General features: G+C 59.1%; 14 protein-coding genes and 1 pseudogene. 11 read left to right on the forward strand and 4 right to left on the reverse strand.

Annotation, left to right across the window (positions count from 1 at the left end; all coding sequences use genetic code 11):
* Positions 1–19 precede the first annotated feature (19 nt).
* From larB to J3R75_RS04340, 3 genes are all read left to right on the forward strand, one after another.
* Positions 20–727 (forward strand): nickel pincer cofactor biosynthesis protein LarB, encoded by a 708-nt coding sequence (larB, locus tag J3R75_RS04330; RefSeq protein ID WP_307260123.1) that lies wholly within the window; start codon positions 20–22, stop codon positions 725–727.
* A 47-nt stretch (positions 728–774) separates the two neighbouring features.
* A complete protein-coding gene (gene dgoD / locus J3R75_RS04335; protein ID WP_307260124.1) occupies positions 775–1,953 on the forward strand; it encodes a galactonate dehydratase in 1,179 nt (392 codons plus the stop codon).
* 215 nt (positions 1,954–2,168) lie between these two features.
* On the forward strand, positions 2,169–5,210 hold the full coding sequence (locus J3R75_RS04340) for a glycosyl hydrolase (protein WP_307260125.1): 3,042 nt from the start codon (positions 2,169–2,171) through the stop codon (positions 5,208–5,210).
* A gap of 286 nt (positions 5,211–5,496) precedes the next feature.
* Here the strand turns inward: J3R75_RS04340 and J3R75_RS04345 are convergent, their stop codons facing one another.
* Entirely contained in the window at positions 5,497–6,879 is a 1,383-nt protein-coding gene (locus J3R75_RS04345) for a CCA tRNA nucleotidyltransferase (protein ID WP_307260126.1), read from the reverse strand.
* Positions 6,880–7,219: 340 nt separating this feature from the next.
* Positions 7,220–8,287, reverse strand: a complete 1,068-nt coding sequence (locus J3R75_RS04350; protein ID WP_307260127.1) for a Gfo/Idh/MocA family protein — start codon at positions 8,285–8,287, stop codon at positions 7,220–7,222.
* A gap of 168 nt (positions 8,288–8,455) precedes the next feature.
* On the opposite strand from J3R75_RS04350, the gene J3R75_RS04355 reads away from it, so the two are divergent.
* Positions 8,456–10,012 (forward strand): phosphohexomutase domain-containing protein, encoded by a 1,557-nt coding sequence (locus J3R75_RS04355; RefSeq protein WP_307260128.1) that lies wholly within the window; start codon positions 8,456–8,458, stop codon positions 10,010–10,012.
* Here J3R75_RS04355 and J3R75_RS04360 read toward each other — a convergent pair.
* Positions 9,998–10,804: a polysaccharide deacetylase family protein gene (locus J3R75_RS04360; protein ID WP_307260129.1), complete on the reverse strand. Its 807-nt coding sequence runs from the start codon at positions 10,802–10,804 to the stop codon at positions 9,998–10,000. The two genes, J3R75_RS04355 and J3R75_RS04360, sit on opposite strands and share 15 nt — an antisense overlap.
* A gap of 127 nt (positions 10,805–10,931) precedes the next feature.
* A complete protein-coding gene (locus J3R75_RS04365) occupies positions 10,932–11,918 on the reverse strand; it encodes a thioesterase II family protein (protein WP_307260130.1) in 987 nt (328 codons plus the stop codon).
* Positions 11,919–12,773: 855 nt separating this feature from the next.
* Here J3R75_RS04365 and J3R75_RS04370 point away from each other — a divergent pair.
* The 7 genes and pseudogenes from J3R75_RS04370 to J3R75_RS19970 form a co-directional block, all read left to right on the forward strand.
* Positions 12,774–13,463, forward strand: a complete 690-nt coding sequence (locus tag J3R75_RS04370; protein WP_307260132.1) for a YcjF family protein — start codon at positions 12,774–12,776, stop codon at positions 13,461–13,463.
* 425 nt (positions 13,464–13,888) lie between these two features.
* Positions 13,889–15,556, forward strand: coding sequence for a cyclic peptide export ABC transporter (locus J3R75_RS04375; RefSeq protein WP_307260133.1), 1,668 nt, complete (start codon positions 13,889–13,891; stop codon positions 15,554–15,556).
* Positions 15,556–16,407, forward strand: a complete 852-nt coding sequence (locus J3R75_RS04380) for a prohibitin family protein (RefSeq protein WP_307260135.1) — start codon at positions 15,556–15,558, stop codon at positions 16,405–16,407. Before J3R75_RS04375 ends, J3R75_RS04380 begins: the two co-directional genes overlap by 1 nt.
* A 9-nt stretch (positions 16,408–16,416) precedes the next feature.
* Positions 16,417–17,631, forward strand: coding sequence for an ABC transporter substrate-binding protein (locus tag J3R75_RS04385; RefSeq protein ID WP_307260136.1), 1,215 nt, complete (start codon positions 16,417–16,419; stop codon positions 17,629–17,631).
* Positions 17,632–17,648: 17 nt separating this feature from the next.
* A complete protein-coding gene (locus J3R75_RS04390; protein WP_307260137.1) occupies positions 17,649–17,852 on the forward strand; it encodes a hypothetical protein in 204 nt (67 codons plus the stop codon).
* Positions 17,853–17,891: 39 nt separating this feature from the next.
* Positions 17,892–25,388 carry an SDR family NAD(P)-dependent oxidoreductase gene (locus tag J3R75_RS04395; RefSeq protein ID WP_307260138.1) on the forward strand — a complete coding sequence of 2,499 codons (7,497 nt, stop codon included), beginning with the start codon at positions 17,892–17,894 and terminating at the stop codon, positions 25,386–25,388.
* A pseudogene (locus tag J3R75_RS19970) lies at positions 25,352–25,489 on the forward strand (DUF6788 family protein); the annotation flags it as partial. The gene J3R75_RS04395 and the pseudogene J3R75_RS19970, both read left to right, overlap by 37 nt.
* Positions 25,490–25,637 lie beyond the last annotated feature (148 nt).

Consider the following 25,637-nt stretch of genomic DNA (forward strand, 5'->3'; position numbering starts at 1 on the left):
AAAGCACATACACCTCGCCATGCCAAACACGCCAACGCACAACGAATGCGTCCCCGACACCGACCGCGAACGCCGCATCGGCTTCGCCGAGGTCATCTTCTGCCCCGGCAAGACTGACGAGCAACTCCGCCATATCGCCACGTCGCTCTTCGCCGCCCATCAGAATGTGCTCGCCACCCGCTGCACCCCCGAACAGTTCGCGGTCATGCGCGCCGTTGACGAACGGCTGCAATACAACGCCGCCGCCCGCCTCGCCTTCCTTCACGAAGACCGCCGCGTCCTCGGCCGCGGCACCATTGCCATCGTGTCCGCTGGCAGTACCGACGTGCCCGTCGCCGAGGAGGCCGCCATCACCGCCGAGGTCATGGGCAACGCCGTCAAGCGCTATTACGACATCGGCGTTGCCGGCATCCACCGCCTCATGAGCCGCTTGCCTGACCTGGAGGACGCCGAAGTCGTCATCGCCGTCGCCGGCATGGAAGGCGCCCTGCCCTCGGTCGTCGGCGGCCTCATCTCCCGCCCCGTCATCGCCGTGCCCACCTCCATCGGCTACGGCGCCAACCTCCAAGGCATCACCGCGCTGCTCGCCATGCTCAGTTCTTGCGCGCCGGGCATCACCGTCGTCAATATCGATAACGGTTTCGGCGCCGGCTTCGCCGCCAGCCGCATGAACCGCAACCGCAGCAGCAACTCACCGACACTGCCCAACGCCACCACCGCGCCCTGAGGCCCCCCCTGTAGCCACACCGTTTCACGCCCAACCTCGGATCAGCCATGAAAATCACCGCCGTCAAAACCTACGTCTGCAACTGCTTCCGTACCAATTGGGTTTTCGTCAAAATCGAGACCGACGCCGGGCTCCACGGCTGGGGCGAAGCCACCCTCGAATACAAAGAGCCCACCGTCGTCGCCGCCATCCACGACCTCGAATATTACCTCATCGGCAGCGACCCGCGAAATGTCGAGAAATTCCGCCACGACTGCTATCGCGACGCCTACTGGCGCGGCGGCCCCGTCCTCATGAGCGCCCTCGCCGGCGTCGAGATGGCCCTCTGGGACATCAAGGGCAAGGAACTCAACGTGCCGGTTTACCAGCTCTTCGGCGGCAAGGTCCGCGACACCGTCCCCTGCTACGTCAATGGCTGGTTCTCGCCTGCCAAAACCCCCGACCAATTCGCCGAAAAAGCCATTGCCGTCCGCGACCACCAGTTCCTCGGCTGCAAATGGGACCCCTTCGGTAAAGCCTGGCTGCAAATCTCCAAAGCCGAACTCAACTCCGCCATGGAATGCATCCGTAAAGTCGCTGACGCCGTCGGCCAAGACACGCTCCTCCTTATCGAGGGCCACGGCCGCTTCGATATCCCTACTGCCGTCAAAATCGGCCAACGCCTGGAGGAATTCGATATCTACTGGTTCGAAGAACCCCTGCCCCCGGACGACCTCAACGGCATGCGCGAAGTCAAGGAACGCGTCCGCGTCTCCCTCGCCGCCGGCGAACGCCTCTACAACCGCTACGAATTCCGCCAGTTCTTTGACCTCAATTGCTCCGACTACATCCAGCCGGACATCTCCCACGCCGGCGGTCTCACCGAAATGCGTTTCCTCGGCGCCGAGGCCGAAGCGCGGCACATCGGCTTCTGCCCGCACAACCCATCCGGCCCCGTCGCCAACGCCGCGACCCTGCAGCTGGCCGCCTGCGTGCCTAACTTTGTCATCCTCGAAATGATGATGACCGACGTCCCCTTCCGCGCAGACATCTGCGATGAAGACCTCACCCTCCTCGACGGCCGCATGGTCATCCCCGAACGCCCCGGCCTGGGTATTGATCTCAACGAGGACGAACTGCGCAAGCACCCCTTCCTGCCTACCCAGCTGCGGCATTATCGCGGCGACTTGACCAATATCCGCCCACCCGACGCCGTCAAGTACTATAAAATCGCCCACCAGGCATGACCCGCTATTGACGCGGCTGCGCCCGGGATAAATCAACCCCACCGAGGATCCGAGCTGTGCCGCCAAAGCCCACCGGCCGCAGCAACCGCACCCGACTGAGGGTGACTGCCCGTTGGGCGTCGCTGGCCCTACTCGCCGCCGTCATCATCGCCGCCGCCATTTTCCGCTTTTGGATCACCAAACAACCAGTGCCCATAGCCAAACCAGGAGTATCCATGGATCCTCTCCAACTTGCCGCCAATCCCCCCGCCGAATACCGCCCCATACCCTTCTGGAGCTGGAATGATCGCCTGGAAGTCCCCGAACTGGCCCGCCAAATCGACCTCATGAAAGAAGCCGGCATCGGCGGTTTCTTCATGCACGCCCGCGGCGGCCTCCACACCGAATACCTCAGCAAGGAATGGTTCGACGCCGTCAGGGGCTCCATCGCCGCCGCCCAAAAACACGGCATGCAGCCTTGGGCCTATGACGAAAATGGCTGGCCCAGCGGCTTCGCCGACGGCGTCGTGCCCAAAATGGGCCTCGAATACCAGCAAAAATACCTCCGTCTCACCGAAATCGCCGCCGCCGATCTAGCCAAGTCCACCAACGTCGTCGCCTGCTATGACCTCGACGGCCGTATGCTCAGCGCCGACGCCGCCAAAGCCGCGCCGCGCCTCCTCGTCTGCCGTTTCGACGTTAATCCCTATTACGTCGACACCCTCTCGCTCCAGGCCACCAACGCCTTCATTGACGCCGTCCACGAGCGCTACTACGCGGAGCTCAGCCCAGCCGAACGCAAAACCATGCGCGGCGTCTTCACCGACGAGCCCCAGATCTCCCGCGGCGGCATCCCCTGGTCCTTCACCCATGCCGACGAATACCGCCAGGCCTTCGGCGACGAACTCCTCCCGCTGCTCCCGCAGCTCTTCCGCGAAATCGGCGCCTACGAGCAGACCCGCTGCCGTTTCTGGCGCCTGACCACCCGGCTCTTCCTCGACCACTTCTTCAAGCCCATCTACGACTGGTGCAATGCCCACCAATGGGAGCTTACTGGCCACCTGGTCTGCGAAGAAACCTACCTCAGCCAGCTCGCCAGCAACGGCGCCGCCATGCCCCACTACCAGTACTTCCACATCCCCGGCATGGACGCCCTCGGCCGCCGCTTCCCCGGCCTGGCCACGCCCATGCAGCTGGCCAGCGCCGCCGCCCAAACCGGCAAAAAGCAGATCCTCTCCGAAACCTTCGCCCTCTGTGGCTGGGCCGTGTCCTTCGCTGACCTCAAATGGCTCTACCAGTGGCAGATGGTCCACGGCGTCAATCTGCTCTGCCAACACCTCGAAAGCTACTCCCTGCGCGGCATCCGCAAACGCGACTACCCGGCGTCCCTCTTCGTCCACCAGCCGTGGTGGCGCTATTACCGCCAGTTCAACGACGAGATGTCGCGCATCGGCACCCTCCTCGCCGAGGGCCAGATCAGCGTCGACACGCTGCTCATCCACGGCCAAAGCTCCGCACACCTGCTCTTCAATACTGCCGCCAGTGGCAACGAGCTCGTCAACGCCTACTCAAACGCTTTCATCTCACTGAGCAGCGCCCTCGAAGGCGTACACGTCAATCACCATTACGGCGACGAAACGCTCATGGAGCAGCACGGCCGCGTCGACGGCGCCAGCATCGTCGTCGGCCAACAGCAGTACCGCATGGTCATCCTACCCAAAATCCTCAATCTCTCCAGCAAACAGGTGCAGCTGCTCGACGACTTCGCCCAGGCCGGCGGCACTCTCCTCGCCGAACAAAACGATCTCTCCTGCCATTTCTTCATCGACGGCGTCCCCGCCGACAACGCGCCGCTGCTGAAGAAAATCCGCTTCTTCGCCGACCGCGACGCCCTCCTGGCCGCAGCCATGGCCGCCGCCACGCCCATCTGTGTCGCCACTCCCGACACCGCGCTGTCCGCGCTGAACACACCTGCGAGCCAGCTCGGCGACATCCACGCCACCCGCCGCTACTTCAGCGACTTGGGCGGCAAAGCCGCCGTTCTCTACTACTACGTCAACAACCAGCGCTTCAAAGCCGTCGCTGCCGACCTGTACATCCCCGCCGTCGGCCTCGAACGTTTTGACGCTGAGCTCGGCCGCATGGTCCCCGTCGCCTACGACACCGCCCCAAACGGCATGCTGCGCGTCAGACACCGCTTCGAAGCCGCAGGCGATATCATCCTTATCGCCCGCGAAACGCCCGTGCCCGCCGCCGCGCCAGCCACCAAGCCGACGCATTCACTGGCGCTGCCCGACACTTTCGCCATCAAACGCTGCACCGAAAACCTACTCACCCTCGAATACTGCGCCTACAGCGTCGATGGCGACAAGAAGTCCGACCGCGAATACGTGCTGACAATCCACGACGAGCTGCTCAAGCTCCGCCGTGACGCCAAGCTGGAAATGACCTTCACGTTCCGAACCGACGCAAAATACCGCCTCGGCCAGCCACTGGCACTGCTCTTGGAACACCCGGAGCACTTCGCCATCAGCGTCAACGGCCAGGCCGTCAGCAACCAACCGCAGGGCTTCTTCGCCGACCCGGCCTTCGAGCGCATCGACATCGGCAAAGCCGTCGTTACCGGCACCAACACCATCACCCTCACGACGACTTTCCACCAAGAACCCGTCGTCTACCAGCTGATTGATGCCGCCAAAGTCTTCGAATCCGAAAAAAATCGCCTCGCCTACAACAGCGAAATCGAAGCCATCTACCTCTGCGGCGACTTCGGCGTCAACACCGGCGGCACCTTCAGCCAACTCGATCGCGATGCCATCCGCTACAGCGGCGATTTCGTCCTCAGCGCCCCAGCCCCCCAAGTCGATATCGAGCGCATCGAACAATGCGGTTTCCCATTCTTCGCCGGCTCCATGACCCTCACTCAGGACATCACCCTGCCGCCCGGCGAGGAAAATCACGGCTACGAACTGGCCTTCGCCAAGCTCTTCGCGCAAGTCGCCGTGATCCGCATCAACGGCCGCCAGGTCGCCACCGTCACCCGCCCCGACTACGCCTGCGCCATCCCCGCCGGCGTCCTCAAAGCCGGGGCCAACACCATCGAAATCGAGCTGACCAACAGTCTCCGCAATATGCTCGGACCACTGCACCTCGAAGAAGGCGAATGCCTCGGCGTCTCACCAGGCGTCTTCTACAAAGCCCCAGGCGTCTTCGCACCGTGGCACCGCATCGTCTGGAACGACGACTTCTGCTTCATGCCCTTCGGCATCAAACGCTGAAAACAACAAGAAGATAGAACGATAGGACATATAGGACGTAGGGGACGAATGAGACGTATGGAGCGGGGCGTCACGGCAATCCGTCCTATCGTCCTATCCGTCCCCTACACATACGCCCCATACGTCCCATACGTCCCATACGTCACATACGTCCCATACGTCCCATACGTCCCCTCTCCATACGTCCCCTACGTCCCCTCTCCATACGTCCCCTACGTCCCATACGTCCCATACATCAGCCAAAACCAGCAAAACGGTTCGCCCCCCCAGAATAACTCCCGCGCTTCTACCCTCGCCGTTGTGCGAGCAGCGCTTCCAGACATTGCAGCCCGCCCGCGAGATCGCTGAATTCGCCATCGAGCTGCTTCTCGAAACAGGCCTGTAACAGCTCGCCCAACGCCCGGCCTGGCTTCTCGCCCAGGGCCAGAGCGTGTCGCCCCAGCACCAGTGGCTTCGGCGCTTCCGTCATGACCGACAGAGCCGCCACCCGCGCTGCGAAGGCCCGCAAAGGCCCCAAGTCGGCCTCCTGGCCGCGCCCAGCCGATGCAACCATGTCGCATTCCACCACGCGCAGCAGAAGGTCCATACGGCCTCCTACGCGTAGCGACAGACGTCTGATCGCCTTATCCGACGCGTCATTGATGATCAGCCCCATAGGGCACATGTGTTCGCGGACCAGGCGCAACACTATGTCCAGCAGCGACACTTCCGACCACATGCGCCGCAGAAACGCCCCGGCAAGTTCTTCGCCGACGACCTCGTGCCCGCTGCTGCGGATGCGGCCATCATCATCGTGCACCGTCGTCACCGCCTTACCGAAGTCATGGCAGAGCACCGCCAACGCCACGGCCAGATCGCCGTCCCGCGTGCCGTTGCGGCGCCCAACGGCGGCATCCAGCGCCAGCAGCGTGTGTTCCCACACATCGCCTTCAGGATGCCAACGTGCGTCCTGTTCGCAGCCCACCAGCGCCGCCAGCTCGGGATAGTAGCCCAGCCACCCGCAATCCCGCAGAAAACGCAGACCCAGCGACGGCTGCCGACCCTGCAACAGCAATTTCTCCCATTCGCCCGCTAGGCGTTCCGCCGGCAGATCCTCCGGCGTCATTGATCGGCATAGCGCGACAGTCTCCGGCGCCACCGCAAAGCCCAGCCGGGCGGTGAACTGCATCACCCGCAGCACTCGCAGGGGATCTTCCGCAAAATGCTCACTGACATGCCGCAGCAGCCCCACCCGCAAATCTTCCACGCCATGCCAAGGATCGATCAACTCGCCGCTGAGCGGATCGCAGAGTATGGCATTGATGGTCAAATCGCGACGGGCAGCAGCCTCGGCAATGTCCAAATCAGGCGTCGCCTCCACCACAAAGCCACGATGCCCCCACCCCGTCTTGTTCTCGCGACGCGGCAAGGCCAGATCAATCGGCCAACCACACACCTTGAATACGCCAAAACTGGCCCCAACCAGCTCCAGCCGAAAATGCGCCGCCAGTATATCCTGCAGGCCCTGCGCACCCAGCCCGTACACCTCCAGGTCAAAGTCCTTGCACCCCTCGCCCAGCAAGGCATCGCGCACGCACCCGCCAACCAGCAACGCCCGGCCACCACCATCGCGAATGAGCTCCGCAATCCGCCGCACACAACGCATGATGTCACTGTCAGCAAATTCCATTGCCCCATCCATTACGGCCGCTAAAGATCCGTCCGATCCGACCGATCAGGACGACGATCGGTCCGATCCGACCGATCCGACCGATCAAGTCGACGATCCGTCCGAACCGTCCGATCGGTCCGATCCGTCCGATCCGTCCGCGACAAGCCAGATTCGGCCCGAAGGGCCGCACCATGCATAACCCCGGGTGAGGCGCCCGGAGGGCGCCGCAACCCTGGGTGTATCAACAATATAGGTCAGCGCCCGGAGGGCGCCACCCCCACACCGCGCTCGAACGACCAACTAGAGTCAGCGGTAGCTTCCAGCGCCAGACGTGAGACCCACGACCTAATTGTTCTCCTCACACCTCGAGGTCTTTGAGGCTATGGCCGGACTCGCGCATGATGTCCTCGCACATAATCTTCTCGCCCTTGGCGTGGCCAGAGCGCAGGAGCGCCTCGGTCAGCAACGCCACCCGGCAGCCGAATATAAACGGCACCTGGTTCGTGCGGACCTTCCGGCGCAGCAGCTTTACAAAATTGTCGCATGGCGACACGGGATAATTCTCCGGCCGCGCCAACGGCACGTCGTTGTACTTGTTTGTTTCCTGGTCAAAATGGATCAATCGCTCGCCCTGGAACATCAGACGGCCCTTGGTGCCGCAAATGCGCACGTCGTCCACAAAGCCACCTGGAATATCGCTGATGATGATAATACGGCCGCTGACGCCATTACTCAGCTCGACGTTGAAGCTACCGTTATATTCTACTTTCCGCTCCTGACCGCGGTAGAAGGAATCAATATTGCCTTGCGCGCTGATGGGCATCAGTCCGGTCATCCACAGCATGATGTCCTGGTAGTGGCTGCCCGAGTCGTTGATCTGGCCGCCACCGGAGAATTCCGGCTCGCCACGCCAGCGGGGGCCAGACCAATCCTGTGCCATGTAAATATAGAAATTGGTTACGTCGCCAATCACGCCCTGCTGGATCAGCTCGCGGGCCTTCATGTACTTGAGCTCAAAATGCCGCTGGTAGTGAATGATGCCGACCTTTTTCTTGCGCGCTTCCATCAAACGCGTGATCTCCAGGGCACGCGCGGCGCCGCAGACCATCGGCTTCTCAATCAGCACATTCATGTCGTGCTCAATGGCGTACTTCACATGGTCGTAATGAGGAACGTGCGGAGTGAAAATGCCCACGGCGTCAAGGTCGTTCTCTTCGATCAGGCGCTTGTAGTCTTCTGGGCCCGTATAGCGCTTGAAGTCATCGTAGCCAATGACCTTGGCCAGGTTGTCCAGCCGCTCCGGCGCGATGTCTACTGCCGCCACCACTCGCAAGCCCAATTCGTGCTTGGCCAGCTGCTTGATGCGGTCCGTGCCCGCACCACCACAGCCAATTGCCCCAAAACGAATGTCCTTCTGCTCAGCCATGTCGTCTGCTCCTTGCTTAATCCTAATCCAATGAAAGCTTTTTTCGACCGCCAGTGAGGCTAAATCCGTGTTGGCCATATATGATAACAAGATCGACCGGCATTACTAGCCGCAACAGCCAAAAAATGCCCGGAAGCAAGCACCAGCAATCAGTTCACGGACACCGCCATGACTACGCCACGACAGCTCACTAGCCAGGACATCGCCGCCGTCTTCAAACGCGACGATCTCCGCGGCATCTGGCCCGACCAATTCAACGCCGAAACGGCCTTTCTCGCCGGCCAGGCCATGGCCACGCGCCTTGCCCAGCACCACGCCGCGCCCTGCGTCGCCGTCGGCCACGATGCGCGCACGGGATCCTTCGAACTCATGCTGAGCTTCTGCCGCGGCCTGACCGCCGGCGGCGCCAGCGCTCGCCGCCTCGGTATGGTTTCCAGTGAACAGGTGTACTTCGTCTGTGGCAAATACCAGCGGGAATTCCAGGGCGGCGCCATGATCACCGCGTCCCACAACCCCAGGCAATACAACGGCGCCAAATTCATCCACGCCGGCGCCGCGCCTTTCAATGCTGACGACCTGGCCTTCATGCTCGAATTCATGCAAAGCCACCTCGCCCTGCCCGAGGCCATGGACAGCAGCCAGGATTTCGCCGATCATATCCTGAGCATCGCCAAGATGCCCGCAGACGCCTCGCGGCCGCCCATGACCATCGTCGTCGCCGCCGGCAATGGTGTCGGCGGCGAGGCCTTCCGGCCCATCGCCGAACGTCTCACGGCCCAGCAGGTCCACACGATCTTCCTCGACGCGAAACCCGACGGCGATTTCCCCAACGGCGTGCCCAATCCCCTCCTGCCTGAGTATATGCGCCGCCTCGGCGACGCCGTCCGCCAACACCACGCCGACATCGGCATTGGCTTCGACGGCGATGCCGACCGCGCCGGCTTCGTCGACCACCTCGGGCAGGAAATCATCCCATCGCAAGTCCTCGCCCTGGTCGCGCGCCGCAAGGTCCAGACCGCCACCATGGACGCCGACAGCGCCCCCCGGCCGATGATTTTCTGCAATCTGTGCTGCTCGCGCCTGCTGCAGGACCTCTTTCCCCCGGACGGCCCCGTCGAGCTACTCGCTACGCCCGTCGGCCACGGCAAGGTCAAACTCCTTATGCGCCACGACCATTTCCGCGAACGCGTCCTCTTCGCCGGCGAACATTCCGGTCACTACTTCTACCCGGAATTCTTCTACGTGGACAGCGGCATGCTCACCAGTCTGCAGCTGCTCAGCTACGTCCGCCAGCTCAAAGCAGCCGGCCGCACGTTGGCCGACGAGCTCCAGCCATGGCGCAACCACTACTGCTGGAGCGGCGAAATCAATTTCACCCTCCCGCGCAAGGAGCTGATCTTCCCTACCCTCGAAACCATCTGCCGCGAACAGCAAACGCCACCCAGCACCCGCTATGAAATCCGCGTCGATGACGCGCTGGGCCTGCAACGGGTCGTCAAGGCCGACGGCCCCTACCGCCCTGCGGAATTGCCCGCCGCCGACCTGAAGCTGGTCAGCAGCGCCCCCGACGGCCGCGCCGGCTACTGGTTCGTCCTGCGTTCATCCGGCAATGAGCCGGCGCTGCGCCTCAACGTGGAAGCCTGGGGCGATGGCGCCACCGCGCAATGCGCGCGCATCCGCGACGCCATCACCGCCAGTATCCACCGTCTGTCATCCCAAGCGTAAACAACCGCCCGCCGGGACTTCCCGCGCCTCGCCTTGGACCGCCACCCACACCGGCTGCGCGCTGGGGTTACACACGACCTTGCCGTCAACCGTGTAACGCAAGCGCCGCATCGCGTCCAAATAGTCGATGATCTCGATATTGGTCGCGTACCAAATGTCGTCCCGACCAGCAATCTGCTTGGCAAATTCTTCCATCAGCGACCAGTTGTTCTCGCGGTCAAATTCAAAACTGTGTCCCCACACATAGAACAGCGACGGCCCCCGGCGCCTGTCGTCCCACATGGCCAGAAAGTCCTTCGCCTTCTGCATGATGTCGTGCTTGTGATGGCCCGTGGTCGCCCAGCGGTAGGGATCGTCCGGCAGCGTGAAGCCGGCGTCGGCCTTCGTCGTCCGTGAATAGGCATAACCGCAGGCGCGCACCAGCGACACCACCCGGTCGTCAAAATGACCGTACGGATAAGACAGCCCCCGCACCGGCGCGCCCGTAATAGCCTCCAACGCCCGACGATCCTCCAGGAGTTCCTGCAGCAGCTCTTCATTGCTCAGCTGTTTCGGATAGGGATGCGTGCAGGTGTGGCCGGCAATCTCATGCCCGGCGTATAGCGTCGCCGCCTCGGCCGCGCTGATCCGATCGCCGTGCCCCAAGTTGGCGCTGTTCAAGTGAAATGTCCCCCGCAAGCCATAGGTGTTGAAGAGCTCCACCAAGCGCCGGTCGCCCGCCGGACCGTCGTCATAACTGAAGGTCAACGCCTTGTTCCGACCACCCGGAAAATACTGCATGCGCACTGCCATCACACGTCTCCTCTGTAGACCATTTCGCACACCAAAACCCCGGAAAAAATCAGCCGCCAACTATACACCCACAAACCGTCGTTGCGTCAAGGCATCACCATGCGACCTGCGAAGACTAATGACCATTTCACGTCTTTTGTCCTTGACCGGAACGGCACGCCATTGCTCCTGCCGGCTGTTGCCAGCAAAGCTCTTGCGCCACGATGTCCGCCACGACCACCAAATTGCGATTCAAAAAGAAATGGTCGCCGTCCAACCAAAGATTTTGCACGACCGGCAATTCCTGCGTCCACGCATCCACGCCGGCCGGAGATATTGCGGCATCATTTGTACCATTCAGCAAAGTCGTCGGGATATGCAAGGGCGATTCCTGGCCAAAACGATGATTCACCACCAGGTGAAAATCTGACCGCAAGGACGGTAAAATCAACTGCATAGTCTCGGGCGATGACAGTATCTCCTCGGGGATGGAATGATAGCGGCGAGCGACGGCTTGGATAAAGTCAGCATTCGAAAGACCGTCCGTCACCATATCCCCGCCGCAGACCGCCGGCGCCTGGCGACCAGTCAAAAACAAGTGTTCAGGCTGAGTCCGCGCCTGCCGCCGGCGACGGCGTGACAATTCAAAAGCAACCATCGCGCCCATGCTGTGGCCATAGTACGAGCAAGGACTTTCAGCCAATATCTCGCTAAGATTCGATTCAATATCCATCAGCAATGCTTCCATGTCAGGGGCTGGCGCAGAACGGAAGCGCGCCTCACGGCCGGGGTAGGCCACAATCAGTGTTTCAATACCAGACTGCGCAAGTATGCGGGCAAAGGGAAAGTAAGCAGAAGGACCGCCCCCTGCGTGAGGGAAAACGAGCAACCGCGCAAAAATTGGCACAGTGGGAGAACAAGGGCAGACAACTCCTTCGGGAAGGTGTTTGGCTATCACGGGCAATATCCCCCGCCCAGACTGCAAATACTTCACACACCAGTGGCTCTTCACAAAGGCGCGGCAAATATCAGCATCCGCTGACTGAAAAATAACAGACCAACCGACCGGCAGCGTGGAATAAGGATGCTCGACAATCGCCAGACGACCTTCGTTCGTCGAATAAACCTCCGGCATAAAAAAACTCCTGTCCTAAATAACCAACTGACGCCATTAAAAAAAGAATATAAGAATAATTACACGGTGATAATTGTCGCAAAACCATTTGCCTAATTGCTGTTAAAAAACATCAACAACGCATGCAATTACCACAAAATAAGTTTTCGTCACGGTGAAAAATAAGGCACCGAGCCATGCTTTGCTAATTCGAAAAAAGGAATGTCCTGAATGCGCGCTGATTTCTTCGACAACAAGAGTCAATATCAGCATAATGGCGTCCCATTCATTACCGAAGGTGCCGTTCACAAATTACGTTTACACATTGCAGTACAAACGCTCTTTCATGTCATACCTTGTCGACGGCCAACATTTCCCTGGCCGCGAAGCGGCAAGCGCCCTGGAGGGGCGCTGTCATCGTAGCCCAGGGCAAGCGGCGCCGAAGGCGCGCGCCGCCCTGGGTACAGCGTCTATTGCGCTCGTGTTCCTCGGCCTCTTTGGCCCCAGTCGGCGAAGCTGACTGGGGCCAAAGAGGCAATGGAATCTCACCTTTTTTTGTTTGCGCTGTCGCACGCTTTCAGCATGCCTGGGTATAGTTGTCAACGTAATTATCGAACAGCCCCTAAGGTAAGCCCTAGTAAATGCCCAGCCCAAATTTGGCTGCAAAGGCTGACAGAGCAGTAATTATCTATGATCTCCTGTCATTTATCTGATAGTAATTTTTCTCGCGCGACTCGTGCTTTTTTCATGACATAAGCTAAAACGAATAGAACTACTTGTATTTGCCGATTTCGGCATGATATAAGTTAATGTTATGCGTGCCCCAAGGTGTCCCTTTTTCCCATTTTTCACATCAAGACAAGGGAGATTGAAACCATGGCTAAGAACAATGCAAAAGATGATTTTTCCATGAAATCCGAGTCCGTTTCTTTGGAGATTGATCAGGCAGCCGAGGCCATCATGGAACCCGCAGCTGCCGCCATTGCGCCCGCAGCCGACGCCGACGCCGACGCCGCCCCAGTCGCAACTGCGGCCGCCCCGGTTCCGACTTTGGACGAGCAGGCCGAAAGCATCGTGCAGAAATATGTCCTTTGGGCGATGGCTGGCGGTGTGGCGCCAGTGCTTATCGACTCCATTCTGGTCAGCGGTGTCCAGATTAAAATGCTTCGTGAGCTGTCCAAACTCTACGATGTCGCGTTCAGCCAGAACCTCGGCAAAACCGCCCTTGCCACCCTCATTGGTGGCCTCGGCTCCGGCACCCTCTCCCGCAGTATGCTGGCCTCTGCCGCCAAAATGATTCCTTTTGTCGGACCGGTTTTCGGGTTCACCGCCATGCCTGTTCTCGCTGGTGCCGCCACCTTCGCTCTTGGCAAATTGTTCAGCCAGCATTTTGCCTCCGGCGGGACTTTCCTCACTTTCGATGCTTCCGGCGTCAAAGACACCTTCGCTGACTACTACGAACAGGGCAAGAAAGCCTCCACCAATGTCATGCGGACCGTCAAAGAAAAAGTCAAGTTTGATGGCAGCAATGACGCGGTTGCAGAAAAGACCGCCGCAGTAAATTGATTTGGTTGGGCAAATCGCCTGATCCCATCTCCCCAAAACTGTTATCGCCATCGGCCCTGGCGGTTTTAGGGAGAGGGGTGAAATGGGCAGCGTGCAGTCTTTGATATGAAGCCTTGGCATCTCGTCTCTTGCCAAGGCCCAGAGTGTCCCGGACAGTCGTGATTCCGACAAGAGCCGACCGCTAGCGCTTGGCCACCTCAGGGGGGCTGACCACATACGAAATCGTGAGTATTTATCGTATCACCCCGTTTCGGACAAACGTGCGAGCCCATAGGCTCATCAGGCAGTGAGTTTTTCTGCCTCGGACGTTCCGATACCGCGAGGTGGTGATAGGCCACCAGGGGTGGGCGAGGGGCGCTTTTTGTCTTGAGTCATCGGGGAACCGACCGGTCTGGGGTGGGATATGGCAGATGCTGGAGAGGTTGATGTCTCAGAATTATCTAGCACGTTTCCTCAAGGAGTATAACAGCGTTTCTTGGAGAGAGGTTTCTTTTCTTGCCATTTGCTCCGGTATCGCCAACGGCATTCTTCTTTGTCTGATTAACAATGGCGCGGCCGCCGCATCCCAAAGTTCAACACGACTCCAGTTTTTGTTTTTATATATCATCGCCATGATTGTCTTCTGCTACGCCAAGAATAAAAGCATGACCAGGTCCATCCGGATCATCGAAAACATGCTCCACGACTTGCGCGTACGGGTGGTTAACAAATTGCGGCGGACATCATTGCGCCAAATGGAGTCTTTCAGCAAAGGAGATATCTATACTAAAATTTCACAGGACACCGTGACTATTTCCCAATCTGCCTTTTTCCTGGTCAACATTGTCCAGGCACTGGTGATGGTTGTCTGTTGTCTTCTCTATATTGCCTGGCTTTCGCCTGGGGCTTTTTTCATGACGGTCATTGGCATCATCATAGCGATTAGCATCTACTGGGGGCATCGGCAAAAACTGGTCCGCGACATGGCCGAAATGAATAAAAAGGAGGGCGAAATTGTCGAGGCCGTCTGTGACATCGTCGAGGGCTACAAAGAACTCTATGGGAACCAGAAGCGAAACGAGGGTGTTTTCAAACATTATTCTGGACTGGCCGAGGAATCCAGAACCGTCAAAGTCCGCGCCAACGACACTTTCATACTGGAAATCATGTTCACGCAGATTTTCTTCTATCTGCTGATTGGGGCCGTGGTTTTCATCCTCCCCGAAATTGTCCCTACCTACTCAGTCGTCGTCATACGCGTCACCGCCGCAATTCTGTTTATTGTCAATCCCCTGGACATTATCGCCACCACCGCCCCACTTATCACCCGGGCCAATTCGGCCTTGAAGAACATCTACGATTTGGATGACGTGCTCACCGCCCCGCAAACAGACGCCGACCGGCCCTTCCAGGCCCCATCCCAATTCCTGAACTTTCAGGAAATCACCGGGCACAGCCTCCAGTTCACCTATCGCGACGCCGAGAACAATCCCCTGTTCACGGTCGGGCCGTTCGACTTGCACCTCATGCGTGGCGAGACGGTCTTTTTCGTTGGCGGCAATGGTTGCGGCAAAACCACGCTCATGAAAATCATCTGCGGCCTCTACCAGCTCAATAGCGGGGAGCTCCGGTTGGACGGCCAAAGGCTGGAGCAGAACAACTATCAGGACTACCGGGAGCTCTTCTCGGTCATCTTCTCTGATTTCCATCTCTTTGATCGACTCTATGGGCAGGAAGAAGTCGACCCCACAACGGTCAACAACTGGCTCAAAAAGATGGACATTGCCCACAAGACGCAGTTCAGCAAAGGCCGGTTCACGCACACCGACCTCTCCACCGGACAACGCAAACGCCTCGCTCTCATCGTCGCCCTCTTGGACGACCGGCCAATTGTCATGCTCGATGAATGGGCCGCCGACCAAGACCCACAGTTCCGAACTTTCTTCTATGAGACACTCCTGGCCGAATTCCGGGCGGCGGGCAAAACCGTCCTGGCAGTCTCCCATGATGACCGTTATTGGCATCTGGCCGACAGAGTCGTCAAAATGGAGTACGGGCAACTAGCACGAAACCTTTACGGAGCCTCCACCTCCCAAAACGAAACATGCCAATAATGCCAAAGCCACAGAACAATCACCCCGAATCCCTCTGGCGACGGATTAAATCCTACCTGTTCGTCGTGGGAATGGCCCTGCTTTTTCTCCTCATTTTATTGTGGAATCACATTTTCATCTCCATCAAGCCCGGTGAAGCAGGCATACTTTGGCTTCGTTTCTTCAATGGAACAATTACCGACAAAGTTTTCACCGAGGGCCTGCATGTCATCTGGCCCTGGGACAGTATGACCATCTACACCGTTCGCCAACAAGTGGCCAACCGCGAATTAGAAGCCCTGACCAAAAGCGGTCTGAAAGTCACGGTCACTTACGCCGTCCGCTACTGTCCCGAGTACTCCATGCTGGGACTCCTCCATGTCGTTGTCGGACCGGATTATCTCGAACGCGTCATTCTACCGGACATTGAGGCGTGCCTCCGCCATACGGTCGGACAGTTTGACAGCGAGGAGCTCTACACCTCTTCCGGCGCGGTGGTGGAAACTATCGTCAACCAGACCATCAATAATATCGGACAATCCTTTGTCAGAATCGACACCGTCAACATCCGCAAAATCATGCTGCCACCGGCTATCCAGAAAGCCATCGATGTCAAACTCGAGCAATCTGAAATTGCCAAAAGTTATGTCTATCGAATCGAAATCGAAGAAAATGAAGCCTTACGCCGGCAAATCGAGGCGGACGGGATCAGCGCGGCCAACCGCATTTTGGCCGATTCACTCACTCCGGACCTGCTTCGCTTCCGCGGCATTCAGGCCACCGAGGCCATCTCCACCTCCGACAACGCCAAGGTCATTGTCATCGGTTCCGGCAAAGACGGCTTACCCATCATCCTCGGTGGCGACCGCTAAGAGGACAGCATGACGAGAGCGCAACAAATCAAATACTGGACTGGCACCGCCTTGGCGACCGTGGCCATCGCCTATTTTCTCGCCCGCTTTCTTGCCGCCCGACAACCCGATTTCGCAAAAATCTGCCATGAAAGAAAATTAGTTGCGACCAGCAAGAGTGCCGATCCCGTTGATTTGGCGGTTGTCTGGGACCGCAACTATTATGACAACCAGGGCTTTATTGAAGGCATCGACATCGCCATTGACTACCTCAACTTACATGGTGGCCTGCTGGGGCGGCCAGTCACATATACCCAATACTCCGAAGCGAACACCCTCAAGACCGCCCGCAAAATCGCCCTGAACACCCGGCACTCCGTCGTCATTGGTCATAACGACAGCGACACGTCTATTCCGGCCTCGAACACCTACAACCGAGCCGGTCTCTTGTACATATCCCCTTTTGCCACCAATCCTCTTCTCACGGCCTACGGCTATCCGCTGGTGCTCAGACCGCAGGTGCAAGATGAACACGCTGAGAAAGATTTCCTCAAACTGCTCGACCATTTGCAGGTCCGCAAGATCGCCATTGTCAGCAGACTGCACCATTATATGATGGCGTACCACCGCTATCGGGAGAAGGAGGCCATAGGCCACGGCATCCAGGTGGTTTTTTCGCAAAGCTATTCCGAAACAAAAAACGACGTTCCAATGCTCGCCTACCAGATTATTTCCTCTGGGGTCGATTGCCTTCTGCTTATCGATGAGTTGCCGCAAGCTGCCACACTGATCAGGCACATCCGCAAACAAGGCGGAACCTTTCCCATAATTGGCACCGATAACTTCGAAACTGGCGTCGACCTCAACTCACTCATCGAAGAACGACTGCTTAATTCTGGGAGGATCTTGTTGATCACCTACATACGAGAATTGAATCAAGCGAAAGCGGACTTGAACTGGCCACCGGCTGAATACTTTTTCCAAGAAATCGTCCGGCGTCAGATAAGCCCAGCGGCCTATGATTTCATTTGCACCAGTTTTGATAACGTGATGCTGTATGCCCAGGGGGTGCAAAGAGCACAGTCTTTCAACCCTATCGCCATCACTGCTGCCATTAAATTCGGCCCGCCCAGCCAAGGCGTGTTTGGACCCTATAAAATTGGCCTCAACGGCGATGCCATCGGGCTCAATTTTGTCTTCAAGGAGTACAAGAACGGGGCTTTTCACGAATTCACCATCGACTAGAGGGGATCGCAGCAATCATGATTCCAATCTTTCTTTTTCTCGCCGTCATCCTCGCTTCCACAGCTATCGCACACGCCGGCAGGCATCTCAAGTTCGGCTTCTGGGGGTACTTTTTCGCATCCATCCTCCTGACACCCTTGATTGGTCTCCTTCTGCTCATTGCCGGACTGCCAGTCGATAAACCCGACAACGACAGCACTGACCAGGACGCGAACTCCTGACCGGCATTAACGAAGTAAGAAATTACTATTGTTATTCTTATGACAAAAAAAAAGACTCTGCCAGCGGAAGTCATCGTCAGGAAGACCAAGAGCACGTCGCAACTGCCGGCCACCCTGGTTGAGGCACTTCTGAATTGTCAAGCGTGCAACGCGACGGGATCGCGCCACTTCCATCGGGACGGGACGAGCGACACGCAGTCATACGGGGAACTTCTTGAGCAGGCCAGACGAACGGCGTCAGGGCTTCTCGCCAGTGAGTTCCGCCCTGGCGACAGGCTTCTGCTGCAGCTTCCCGAATCGGCGCAGGTCATCGGAGCTATTTGGGGGTGCATCCTCGCCGGCATTGTTCCCATTCCTTTCAACGCCCCGCCTTCCTACCGGCAAGACAACAGCCAACTGCGAAAACTCCTCGCTGTCTGGCCGACTTTTGACAAACCTTGCATTTTCACCGATCGCACGACCGCAGCCGCGATCCGAGACTGTCAAGCAAGCAATCCTGATTTCCAGCCCAGAACCGTCCTCTGGGAAGATCTGCTGGAACACCCTCCGGGGGACGATTGGCCATTGCCGTCCCCCAGCGATACCGCGGCCATTTTCCTCACTTCCGGCAGTACCGGTATTCCCAAGGGCGTGCCACTCACCCACGAGAATATCTTGGCTTTCGCCGACGGCCTCAGCAGCAAGCTGAAGCTCAACTCCGAGGATGTTTTTTTCAACTGGCTGAGCATGGAACACACTGGCTCGCTACTGTTGGGATGCGTCGCCCCGCTGGTCCTCCGCGCCGAACAGCTCCACGCCCCGGTGGAAAATATTCTGGAACGCCCGCTGAATCTTCTCGACATCATGACCGCGCACCGCGTTTCCTTCGCCTGGCTGCCCAATTTCGCCTGTTCGCTTCTCGTCCAGCAAGAAGAGGCCCTGCGCGCCGGGAGCTGGGATTTGAGTCCAATGAAGGTTCTGGCAAACGGCAGCGAATCCGTGGTCTCGCGGACGGCGCGGCGGCTGCTGACTCTCCTCGCACCCCACGGTTTCCCGAAAGGGGCCATGCGGCCAACCATGGGAATGGCCGAAACATGCTCGGCCGTCGTCTGGTCAGACGGCTTCCACCTGGAGGATACCAAGGACGATGACGCCTACGTCGACTTGGGCACGCCGATACCCGGCCTGGGTATTCGTATCGTCGATGAGTCAGGCAATGTCGTGCCACAAGGGCAAACCGGCCGGCTTCTCTTCAAGGGCGACATGGTCATTGACGGCTACCTCCAGACCCAAGCAGGGCCGCCTGTCACCAATGCCTTTCCCGCTCCCGGCTGGCTCGATTCCGGCGATTTGGGCTTCATTCAGGGAGGACACCTCTATATCACTGGCCGGATAAAAGATGTCATCATTGTCAACGGGCACAACTACAGTCCCCAGGAAATCGAAACTGCGGCGGCCAAACAACCAGGTATCATTGCCGGCTGCCTGGCCGCCTGCGGCTTCCGCCGTCCCGGCGAGGCGACTGAGACACTCGCACTCTTCTACAGCCTCGAAGCCTCCCAGCCCAACGATGCCGCCTTCCAGCAATCCCTGCGGGCAACCATTTTCCGGCAAACTGGCCTCTCCCCAGGGTTAATGATCCATCTCGCCAAAAAAGATTTCCCCAGGACTGTCACCGGCAAAATCCGCCGGGTGGAGCTTCGTAACCTCTTGGCGGCTCTGCCGCCTGAAAATCAGGAAGTGCCATCGCCGGCGGGCACGCCGAATGGCATGAACGACAATGCCCCGAAGCCAATGGCCAGGGCATGGAGCGAGCAAATTGCCCGCCTGTGGACACAGCATCTGGGCGATGTCGCTCCCGGTCCCGACGACACTTTCTTCGGCTTGGGTGGTGGGTCCATCCAGGCGGTCAGGATGCTTGCCGATCTCTCGAAACTCAGCGGCAGGCAGCTTTCCACCGTCACCCTCTTCGCCAATCCAACCCTTCGTCACCTTGCCGACTATCTCGCCACGCCCGCCACGCCCGCCACGCCCGCCACGCCCGCCACGCCCATCACGCCCGCCACGCCCGCCACGCCCGCCACGCCCATCACGCCCGCCACGCCCGCCACGCCCATCACGCCCGCCACGCCTGCCACAGTCCCTTCATCCCGTCTTCTCCTGGAGAACGAGGGCGTGGCGGTCATCGGGATGGCCTGCCGTTTTCCCCAAGCGGAAAATCTCGAGCAATTCTGGACACTCTTGGAGCGGTCCGGCGAGGGCATTACTTTTTTCCCGGTAGAGGATGCCATTGCCGCGGGCGTTCCACCCGCCATTGCCAACGATCCGAACCATGTCAATGCCGCGCCACTCCTGAAGCAAATCGAAGAATTCGACTGCGACTTCTGGAACATTTCGGGGCATGACGCACGGATAATCGACCCCCAGCAGCGCCTGTTCTTGGAAGTCGCCTGGGAAGCATTTGAGAATAGCGGCATCATTCCCTCCGCCTCACTCGGACAAGTCGGAGTTTTCGCCGCCGCCGGCACCAACACCTATCTGAGCAACAACATCCTGGCAAATAAAACTTGGCTACGCCGGAACAACGAGGGAAGACTGTTCACCGTAGATTCGCTCAACGGTCTCAGCCTCATGCTTGCCAGCGACAAAGATTATCTCGCCACCAGAACGGCTTTCAAACTCGACTTGACTGGCCCGGTCATGGCCGTCCAAAGCGCCTGCAGCAGTGCCCTCACCGCCATTCATCAAGCCATCTTGGCCCTCAAAAACGGCAGTTGCGCCATGGCCCTGGCCGGCGGCAGCGCCATCATGGTACCACCAAAAGCCGGCTATACTTTCGCCGAAGGGATGATTACCAGCCCGGACGGACATTGCCGCTCCTACGACGCAAAAGCAGCCGGCACCCTCTTCGGCAGCGGCGCCGGAGCCGTGCTCCTCAAACCCCTTCGCCAGGCCCGGGAGGACGGCGACCGCATCCTGGCCGTCATCCGCGGCAGTGGCCTCGCCAACGACGGGGCCAATAAAATGAATTTTGTCTCGCCTAGCCAGGCCGGAGAAGTCCGGGCTATTCGCGAAGCCATTCAGACCGCAGGCTTTTCTCCCGATACCATCGGCTATATCGAAGGGCACGGAACGGGCACGCCGCTGGGCGACCCCATTGAAGTCCATGCCCTGACAGAGGCCTTCCGGATGGACACGGATAAGCGTTCCTTCTGCGCCCTAGGTTCCGTCAAATCCAACTTCGGACACTTGGGAATTGCCGCCGGAATCGCCGGCTTCATCAAGGCCGTCCTCGCCCTGCAGCACCAGAAGCGGCCTGGCACAGTCCACTTCCACTCTCCCAATCCTCTCTGTGATTTGCCGACTTCGCCCTTCTTCGTCACCGCCGAAACGCTGCCCTGGCCTCAACCCGCAGACCATCCACGAAGAGCCGCCGTCAACTCCCTGGGCATGGGCGGCACCAATACCCACGTTATTCTCGAAGAAGCCCCCCCGCAACACATTGCCGCGGAGGCAGACAGCGAGGGCGACGTTCATATCCTCCCCCTAGCCGCCGTCAGCGCAGAAGCCTTGACCAGCCTCCAGCGCAGCTATCTCGATTGGCTGCCCCGACATCAGGACACGTCACTGACCGACATCTGCCGGACGGCGCAAACCGGCAGAAAGACCTTCACAACGCGGACGGCATACGCTTTCACGACTCGAGAACAGCTCATCACCGCACTTTCAGCACCAGCCATCTGCCAACCTGCCAACCCCAAAGAAGAAAAAATCGTCTTCCTCTTCACGGGACAAGGCGCGCAAACCCTCGGCATGGGGCGGGAACTGTATCGGCGCTTCCCCGTCTTCCGTGCAACTTTCGCTGAATGCGACCAACTCTTCAAGACACATCGCCACGAGTCCCTGCACGATGTGCTTTTCGCCGAGGGGGACGAAGCGGCCTCCCGACTCAACCAGACCTTTTGGACGCAGCCGGCGCTCTTTTCCCTGCAGGCGTCGCTGATACGACTATACGAATCACTGGGCATTCGGCCTGACATTGCCTGTGGACACAGCATCGGCGAGATCGCCGCCATCTTCTGCGCCGGCGTGATTTCCCTTCCCGATGCCGTCCGGCTCGTGGATATCCGCAGCCGCCTCATGCAGAATCTCCCCGGCAACGGGGCCATGGCCGCCGTCCGCGGCGAGCCGTCTGCCGTCCTGGCCTGCCTCAAAAGCGCCGACGTGAACTGCGAGATTGCCGCCGTAAACTCCCCCCAGGATGTCACCCTCACCGGGGCTGCCGGGCAAATTGAAGCCGCTGTCAGCTGTCTGAATGCGAAAAATTTCCTGGTCACCCGGCTAAAAGTCTCTCAGGCATTCCATTCGCATTTCTTAGAGCCGATGCTTGACGAATTCCGCAATGCCTTGGGCGCGATGGAGTTCAGAAAGCCAACCTGTCATCTTCTTGCCAACGTCACGGGTGGCGAACACAGCTCCGACACCCTCAATCCCGATTACTTTGCCCGCCACGCCCGTTCGACCGTGCGTTTCCATGACAATCTGCAGACGGCCATAACCCTGGGGGGCACCCTCTTTCTCGAACTCGGCCCCCATCCCGTCCTCTGCAACTTGGCCAGACCGACTTTGCACGCGGCCGGCCTTCCCTGGTATCCCTCCCTGCTGCGCGAAAAAAACGAGCAGCAGGTACTTGGCGGAACGTTGGCCGAACTGTTCAAGCGAGGAATCACCCTCGACTGGAATGGCTGGCCGCCCGACGCCGCAGGCCGCAGAACCGAACTACCAACCTACCCTTGGCAGCGGCAACGGCAATGGCTTGAACCCGACGACGACGCAGTACCCACTGCAGACCACGAAAACTCTTTCCTGGAGCACGCAATCGACCTCATCGAGGACAGACGACGGGTCTATAGCCTGCAATACAGCCCAAATACTTTTCCCGAACTCGCCGAGCACCTGGTTTTCGGGAAAATCGTGCCTCCGGCCGCACTTTACGTCTCCCAACTCCTGATGACCGCCCAAGACTGGACCAAGGCCGAAGCCGTCGCCCTTCACGATGTCACTTTCATCAAGCCAATTGTCGTCCCGGAACAACACCCCCTGAGCCTGCAATTCGTCGTCCGTCCCGTCCAGCAGGACGGTGTCATCGCGGCCGGCATGTCCATCGTCAGCTTGAGTCCTGACGGCGCGCCTGTCCGTCACGTGGAGGCCGATTGCCAGCCACTGACCGCCAGTATCCCGAACGAGGCGACCTTCTCTCTCCCGGATGCCCAAAAACTCTGCACCCTTGCTCTTCCGCCCGATGACCTGCCCGGACATCTGGCTTCTGTAGGAATTACCGTCGGGCACTCCTTCCGCTGGCTCACCAAAGTGCGAAAAGACGCGGCGGGGCACGCCCTGGCTGAGTTGCACCTTCCAAACGGCTTGCCTGCCGACACTGCGGCCAAACTGCCAGGAGGCCTTCTCGACTGCCATTGGCAGGTCATCCTGGCGGCACTCCCGGCCTTTCCCACCCAAACCATGATTCCCGCCCACGTTGACGAAATCATCCTCCACCAGAGGCCCTCGGCAACGACCACCACCCTGTACGCATTCGCCACCATCCGGCACCAGCAGACAGACTTTCTGCTTGCAGATGTGACCCTCTTTGATCCGCAAGGCAACGTCCTCATGCAAACAGGCGGATTAAGACTCGAAACGGTCGAACCGACCATCCTCGGTGGACTGACTGACAGACCACGTTTCCTTGCCCGCACGTGGATGCCACTGCCCATTGCCGCACCCGGCCCGGCCATGCCCACAACCGACAATCTTTCTCGCGAAAAACCGCTCGTCTACCGCTTCGCCTCGGAGTCTGACAATACGGCGGCAATGGGGCTGGACTTTCTGGCATTCGTCCGTCGTTTGCCTACGACGGGCGGCCGCCTAGCGGTGGTGACGTGCCAAGGACAAATCGTCAAAGACGGCGAATCACCGAATCCCACCCAGACCGCCCTTTGGGCTTTCGCCACCAGTCTCGCCGCCGAAAAACCGGACTGGACGATCCTGCTCCTGGACACGGACAATGCCACCGGCAGTGACGGCGTCCTCAACACCCTCCTGGCAGACACTTCGCCACTCTGGGCAGCTGCCGGCAAACAGCGACTTGCCCTGCGCAACGCCAGCCTCTTCCGCGAAAAGATCGCCGATATGGAGCGAGTCCCCCCCATCGATAATCCGCCACCAGCCTTCAGCCCCGACGCTATCCAACTCATCACCGGCGGCACCGGCGGCATCGGCATGAACCTCGCCCAATGGCTCTTGGAGCATGGGGCCAGACATCTCGTCCTCACAGCCCGACATGCCCCCAGCACGAAGGCCGCCACTCAGATCGATGCCTGGCGCCGCCAGGGATACGATGTCCAGGCCGTCATCGGCGATTGCGGACAGCCCCAGGAAACCAACGCCCTCATGCGCAACATTCAGAAAACTGGACTGCCGATAGAGTACGTCTTCCATCTGGCCGGAACCAGAGCCGACGCTATGTTCGAGTCGATGGACAACCACGACTGGAACGGCATCCTGAGTACAAAAGTCGGCGGATTCCAAAACATTCTCGCTTGCCTCCCCCCGGATTCCACAACCAAAGTGCTTGCCTTCACCTCCGTGGCTGCCTGGCTCGGCGGCGCGGGACAAGGCCAATACGCCGCTGCCAATGCCGCCCTGGAAGCCATAGTTCTTCGGACCCGACAAACCACCGGCCGTGACTGCCGGGCTATTGCCTGGGGACCATGGGAAGCAACCACCGGAATGATGGCGGAATTAGAGGACAATCAACGCCGGCGGCTCGAAAGGCTCGGCTACCGATATCTGAAATTTGCTGAAGCCCTCGCGGCCATGGGCCGCGTCATGTCGGATCAGCCATCCGCCGCCGCTCCGCTCGCCGTCTTGGCGGGCCAGCCGGAACAGCAAACAGCCGCCCTGCCCAAAGCTTCGCCCACCACGGCCCAGGGAGTCGCCAGCCCGTTGCTGTCCCGCCTCCGTCACCTCACGGCGGAACAGGCCAAGCCACTCATTACCGACTATCTCCTCCAGGCTATTGCCGAACTCGGCCATGCCGGCGCTGGGGAAAACATTGCAGCCGACGCCTCATTCGCCGAAGCTGGAATGGATTCCCTCGCCATCCTCGACCTCCGGCGACAACTGGAAAAAGACTGCGGCCGGCGCTTGCGCTCCTCACTCGTCTTCGATTATCCCAGCCCCGAAAAACTCGCCGCCTTCCTGGCGGGGGAACTCGCCCCCAAGGCGCAGGACGGCCAGGAGCATTCGCCAGAAATAACACCGCCTGCCAACTTGACCTCGACCAGGACTGTTCCGCGTGTCTCCACCAGTATCGGGTGCAATTCCCAAAAGTGGGTCATTGCGCGATGGGGTAAACACTACCCCCCCCCATTTTTTTTGCAAGTACTCGACTTGCTTTTTTTTGTTGTCGTTGTATGGTATGCTAAACCGCATATATTCAAGGAGTTGCGACGATGGCGATGGAAAAGCAACGCGATTTGGCAAAGGAACTGGTGAAGCTGTGTGGTCTGGTGCGCGGATCGATTGTCCATACGACGCGCAAGTGCGGGCGCGCACAATGCGAATGCGCGAAAGGCAAGCAGCATCCGTTCTGCTACCTGTCGCGGTCTTCAGCTGGTTCGAAAAACAAGATCCAGTATGTGAAGCCGTCCGAGGAAAAAGCGTTTGAGCGTGCCGTGGCCATGTATGAGCGCGCATGGGCAATCATCGAGGAACTGTCTGAACTCAACATCAAGGAGATCAAGG

The sequence above is a fragment of the Oligosphaera ethanolica genome (assembly GCF_030814695.1).
In the GTDB taxonomy this organism is placed as follows: Bacteria; Verrucomicrobiota; Lentisphaeria; order Oligosphaerales; family Oligosphaeraceae; genus Oligosphaera; species Oligosphaera ethanolica.

Bases quoted from the DNA above. Each gene is read 5' to 3' on its own strand.
- J3R75_RS04395 (WP_307260138.1), top strand. From the start codon at position 17,892: ATGACAAAAAAAAAGACTCTGCCAGCGGAAGTCATCGTCAGGAAGACC.
- J3R75_RS04370 (WP_307260132.1), top strand. From the start codon at position 12,774: ATGGCTAAGAACAATGCAAAAGATGATTTTTCCATGAAATCCGAGTCC.
- J3R75_RS04365 (WP_307260130.1), bottom strand. From the start codon at position 11,918: ATGCCGGAGGTTTATTCGACGAACGAAGGTCGTCTGGCGATTGTCGAG.
- J3R75_RS04385 (WP_307260136.1), top strand. From the start codon at position 16,417: ATGACGAGAGCGCAACAAATCAAATACTGGACTGGCACCGCCTTGGCG.
- J3R75_RS04360 (WP_307260129.1), bottom strand. From the start codon at position 10,804: ATGGCAGTGCGCATGCAGTATTTTCCGGGTGGTCGGAACAAGGCGTTG.
- J3R75_RS04380 (WP_307260135.1), top strand. From the start codon at position 15,556: ATGCCAAAGCCACAGAACAATCACCCCGAATCCCTCTGGCGACGGATT.
- J3R75_RS04350 (WP_307260127.1), bottom strand. From the start codon at position 8,287: ATGGCTGAGCAGAAGGACATTCGTTTTGGGGCAATTGGCTGTGGTGGT.
- J3R75_RS04340 (WP_307260125.1), top strand. From the start codon at position 2,169: ATGGATCCTCTCCAACTTGCCGCCAATCCCCCCGCCGAATACCGCCCC.
- J3R75_RS04355 (WP_307260128.1), top strand. From the start codon at position 8,456: ATGACTACGCCACGACAGCTCACTAGCCAGGACATCGCCGCCGTCTTC.
- larB (WP_307260123.1), top strand. From the start codon at position 20: ATGCCAAACACGCCAACGCACAACGAATGCGTCCCCGACACCGACCGC.
- dgoD (WP_307260124.1), top strand. From the start codon at position 775: ATGAAAATCACCGCCGTCAAAACCTACGTCTGCAACTGCTTCCGTACC.
- J3R75_RS04345 (WP_307260126.1), bottom strand. From the start codon at position 6,879: ATGGAATTTGCTGACAGTGACATCATGCGTTGTGTGCGGCGGATTGCG.
- J3R75_RS04375 (WP_307260133.1), top strand. From the start codon at position 13,889: ATGTCTCAGAATTATCTAGCACGTTTCCTCAAGGAGTATAACAGCGTT.
- J3R75_RS04390 (WP_307260137.1), top strand. From the start codon at position 17,649: ATGATTCCAATCTTTCTTTTTCTCGCCGTCATCCTCGCTTCCACAGCT.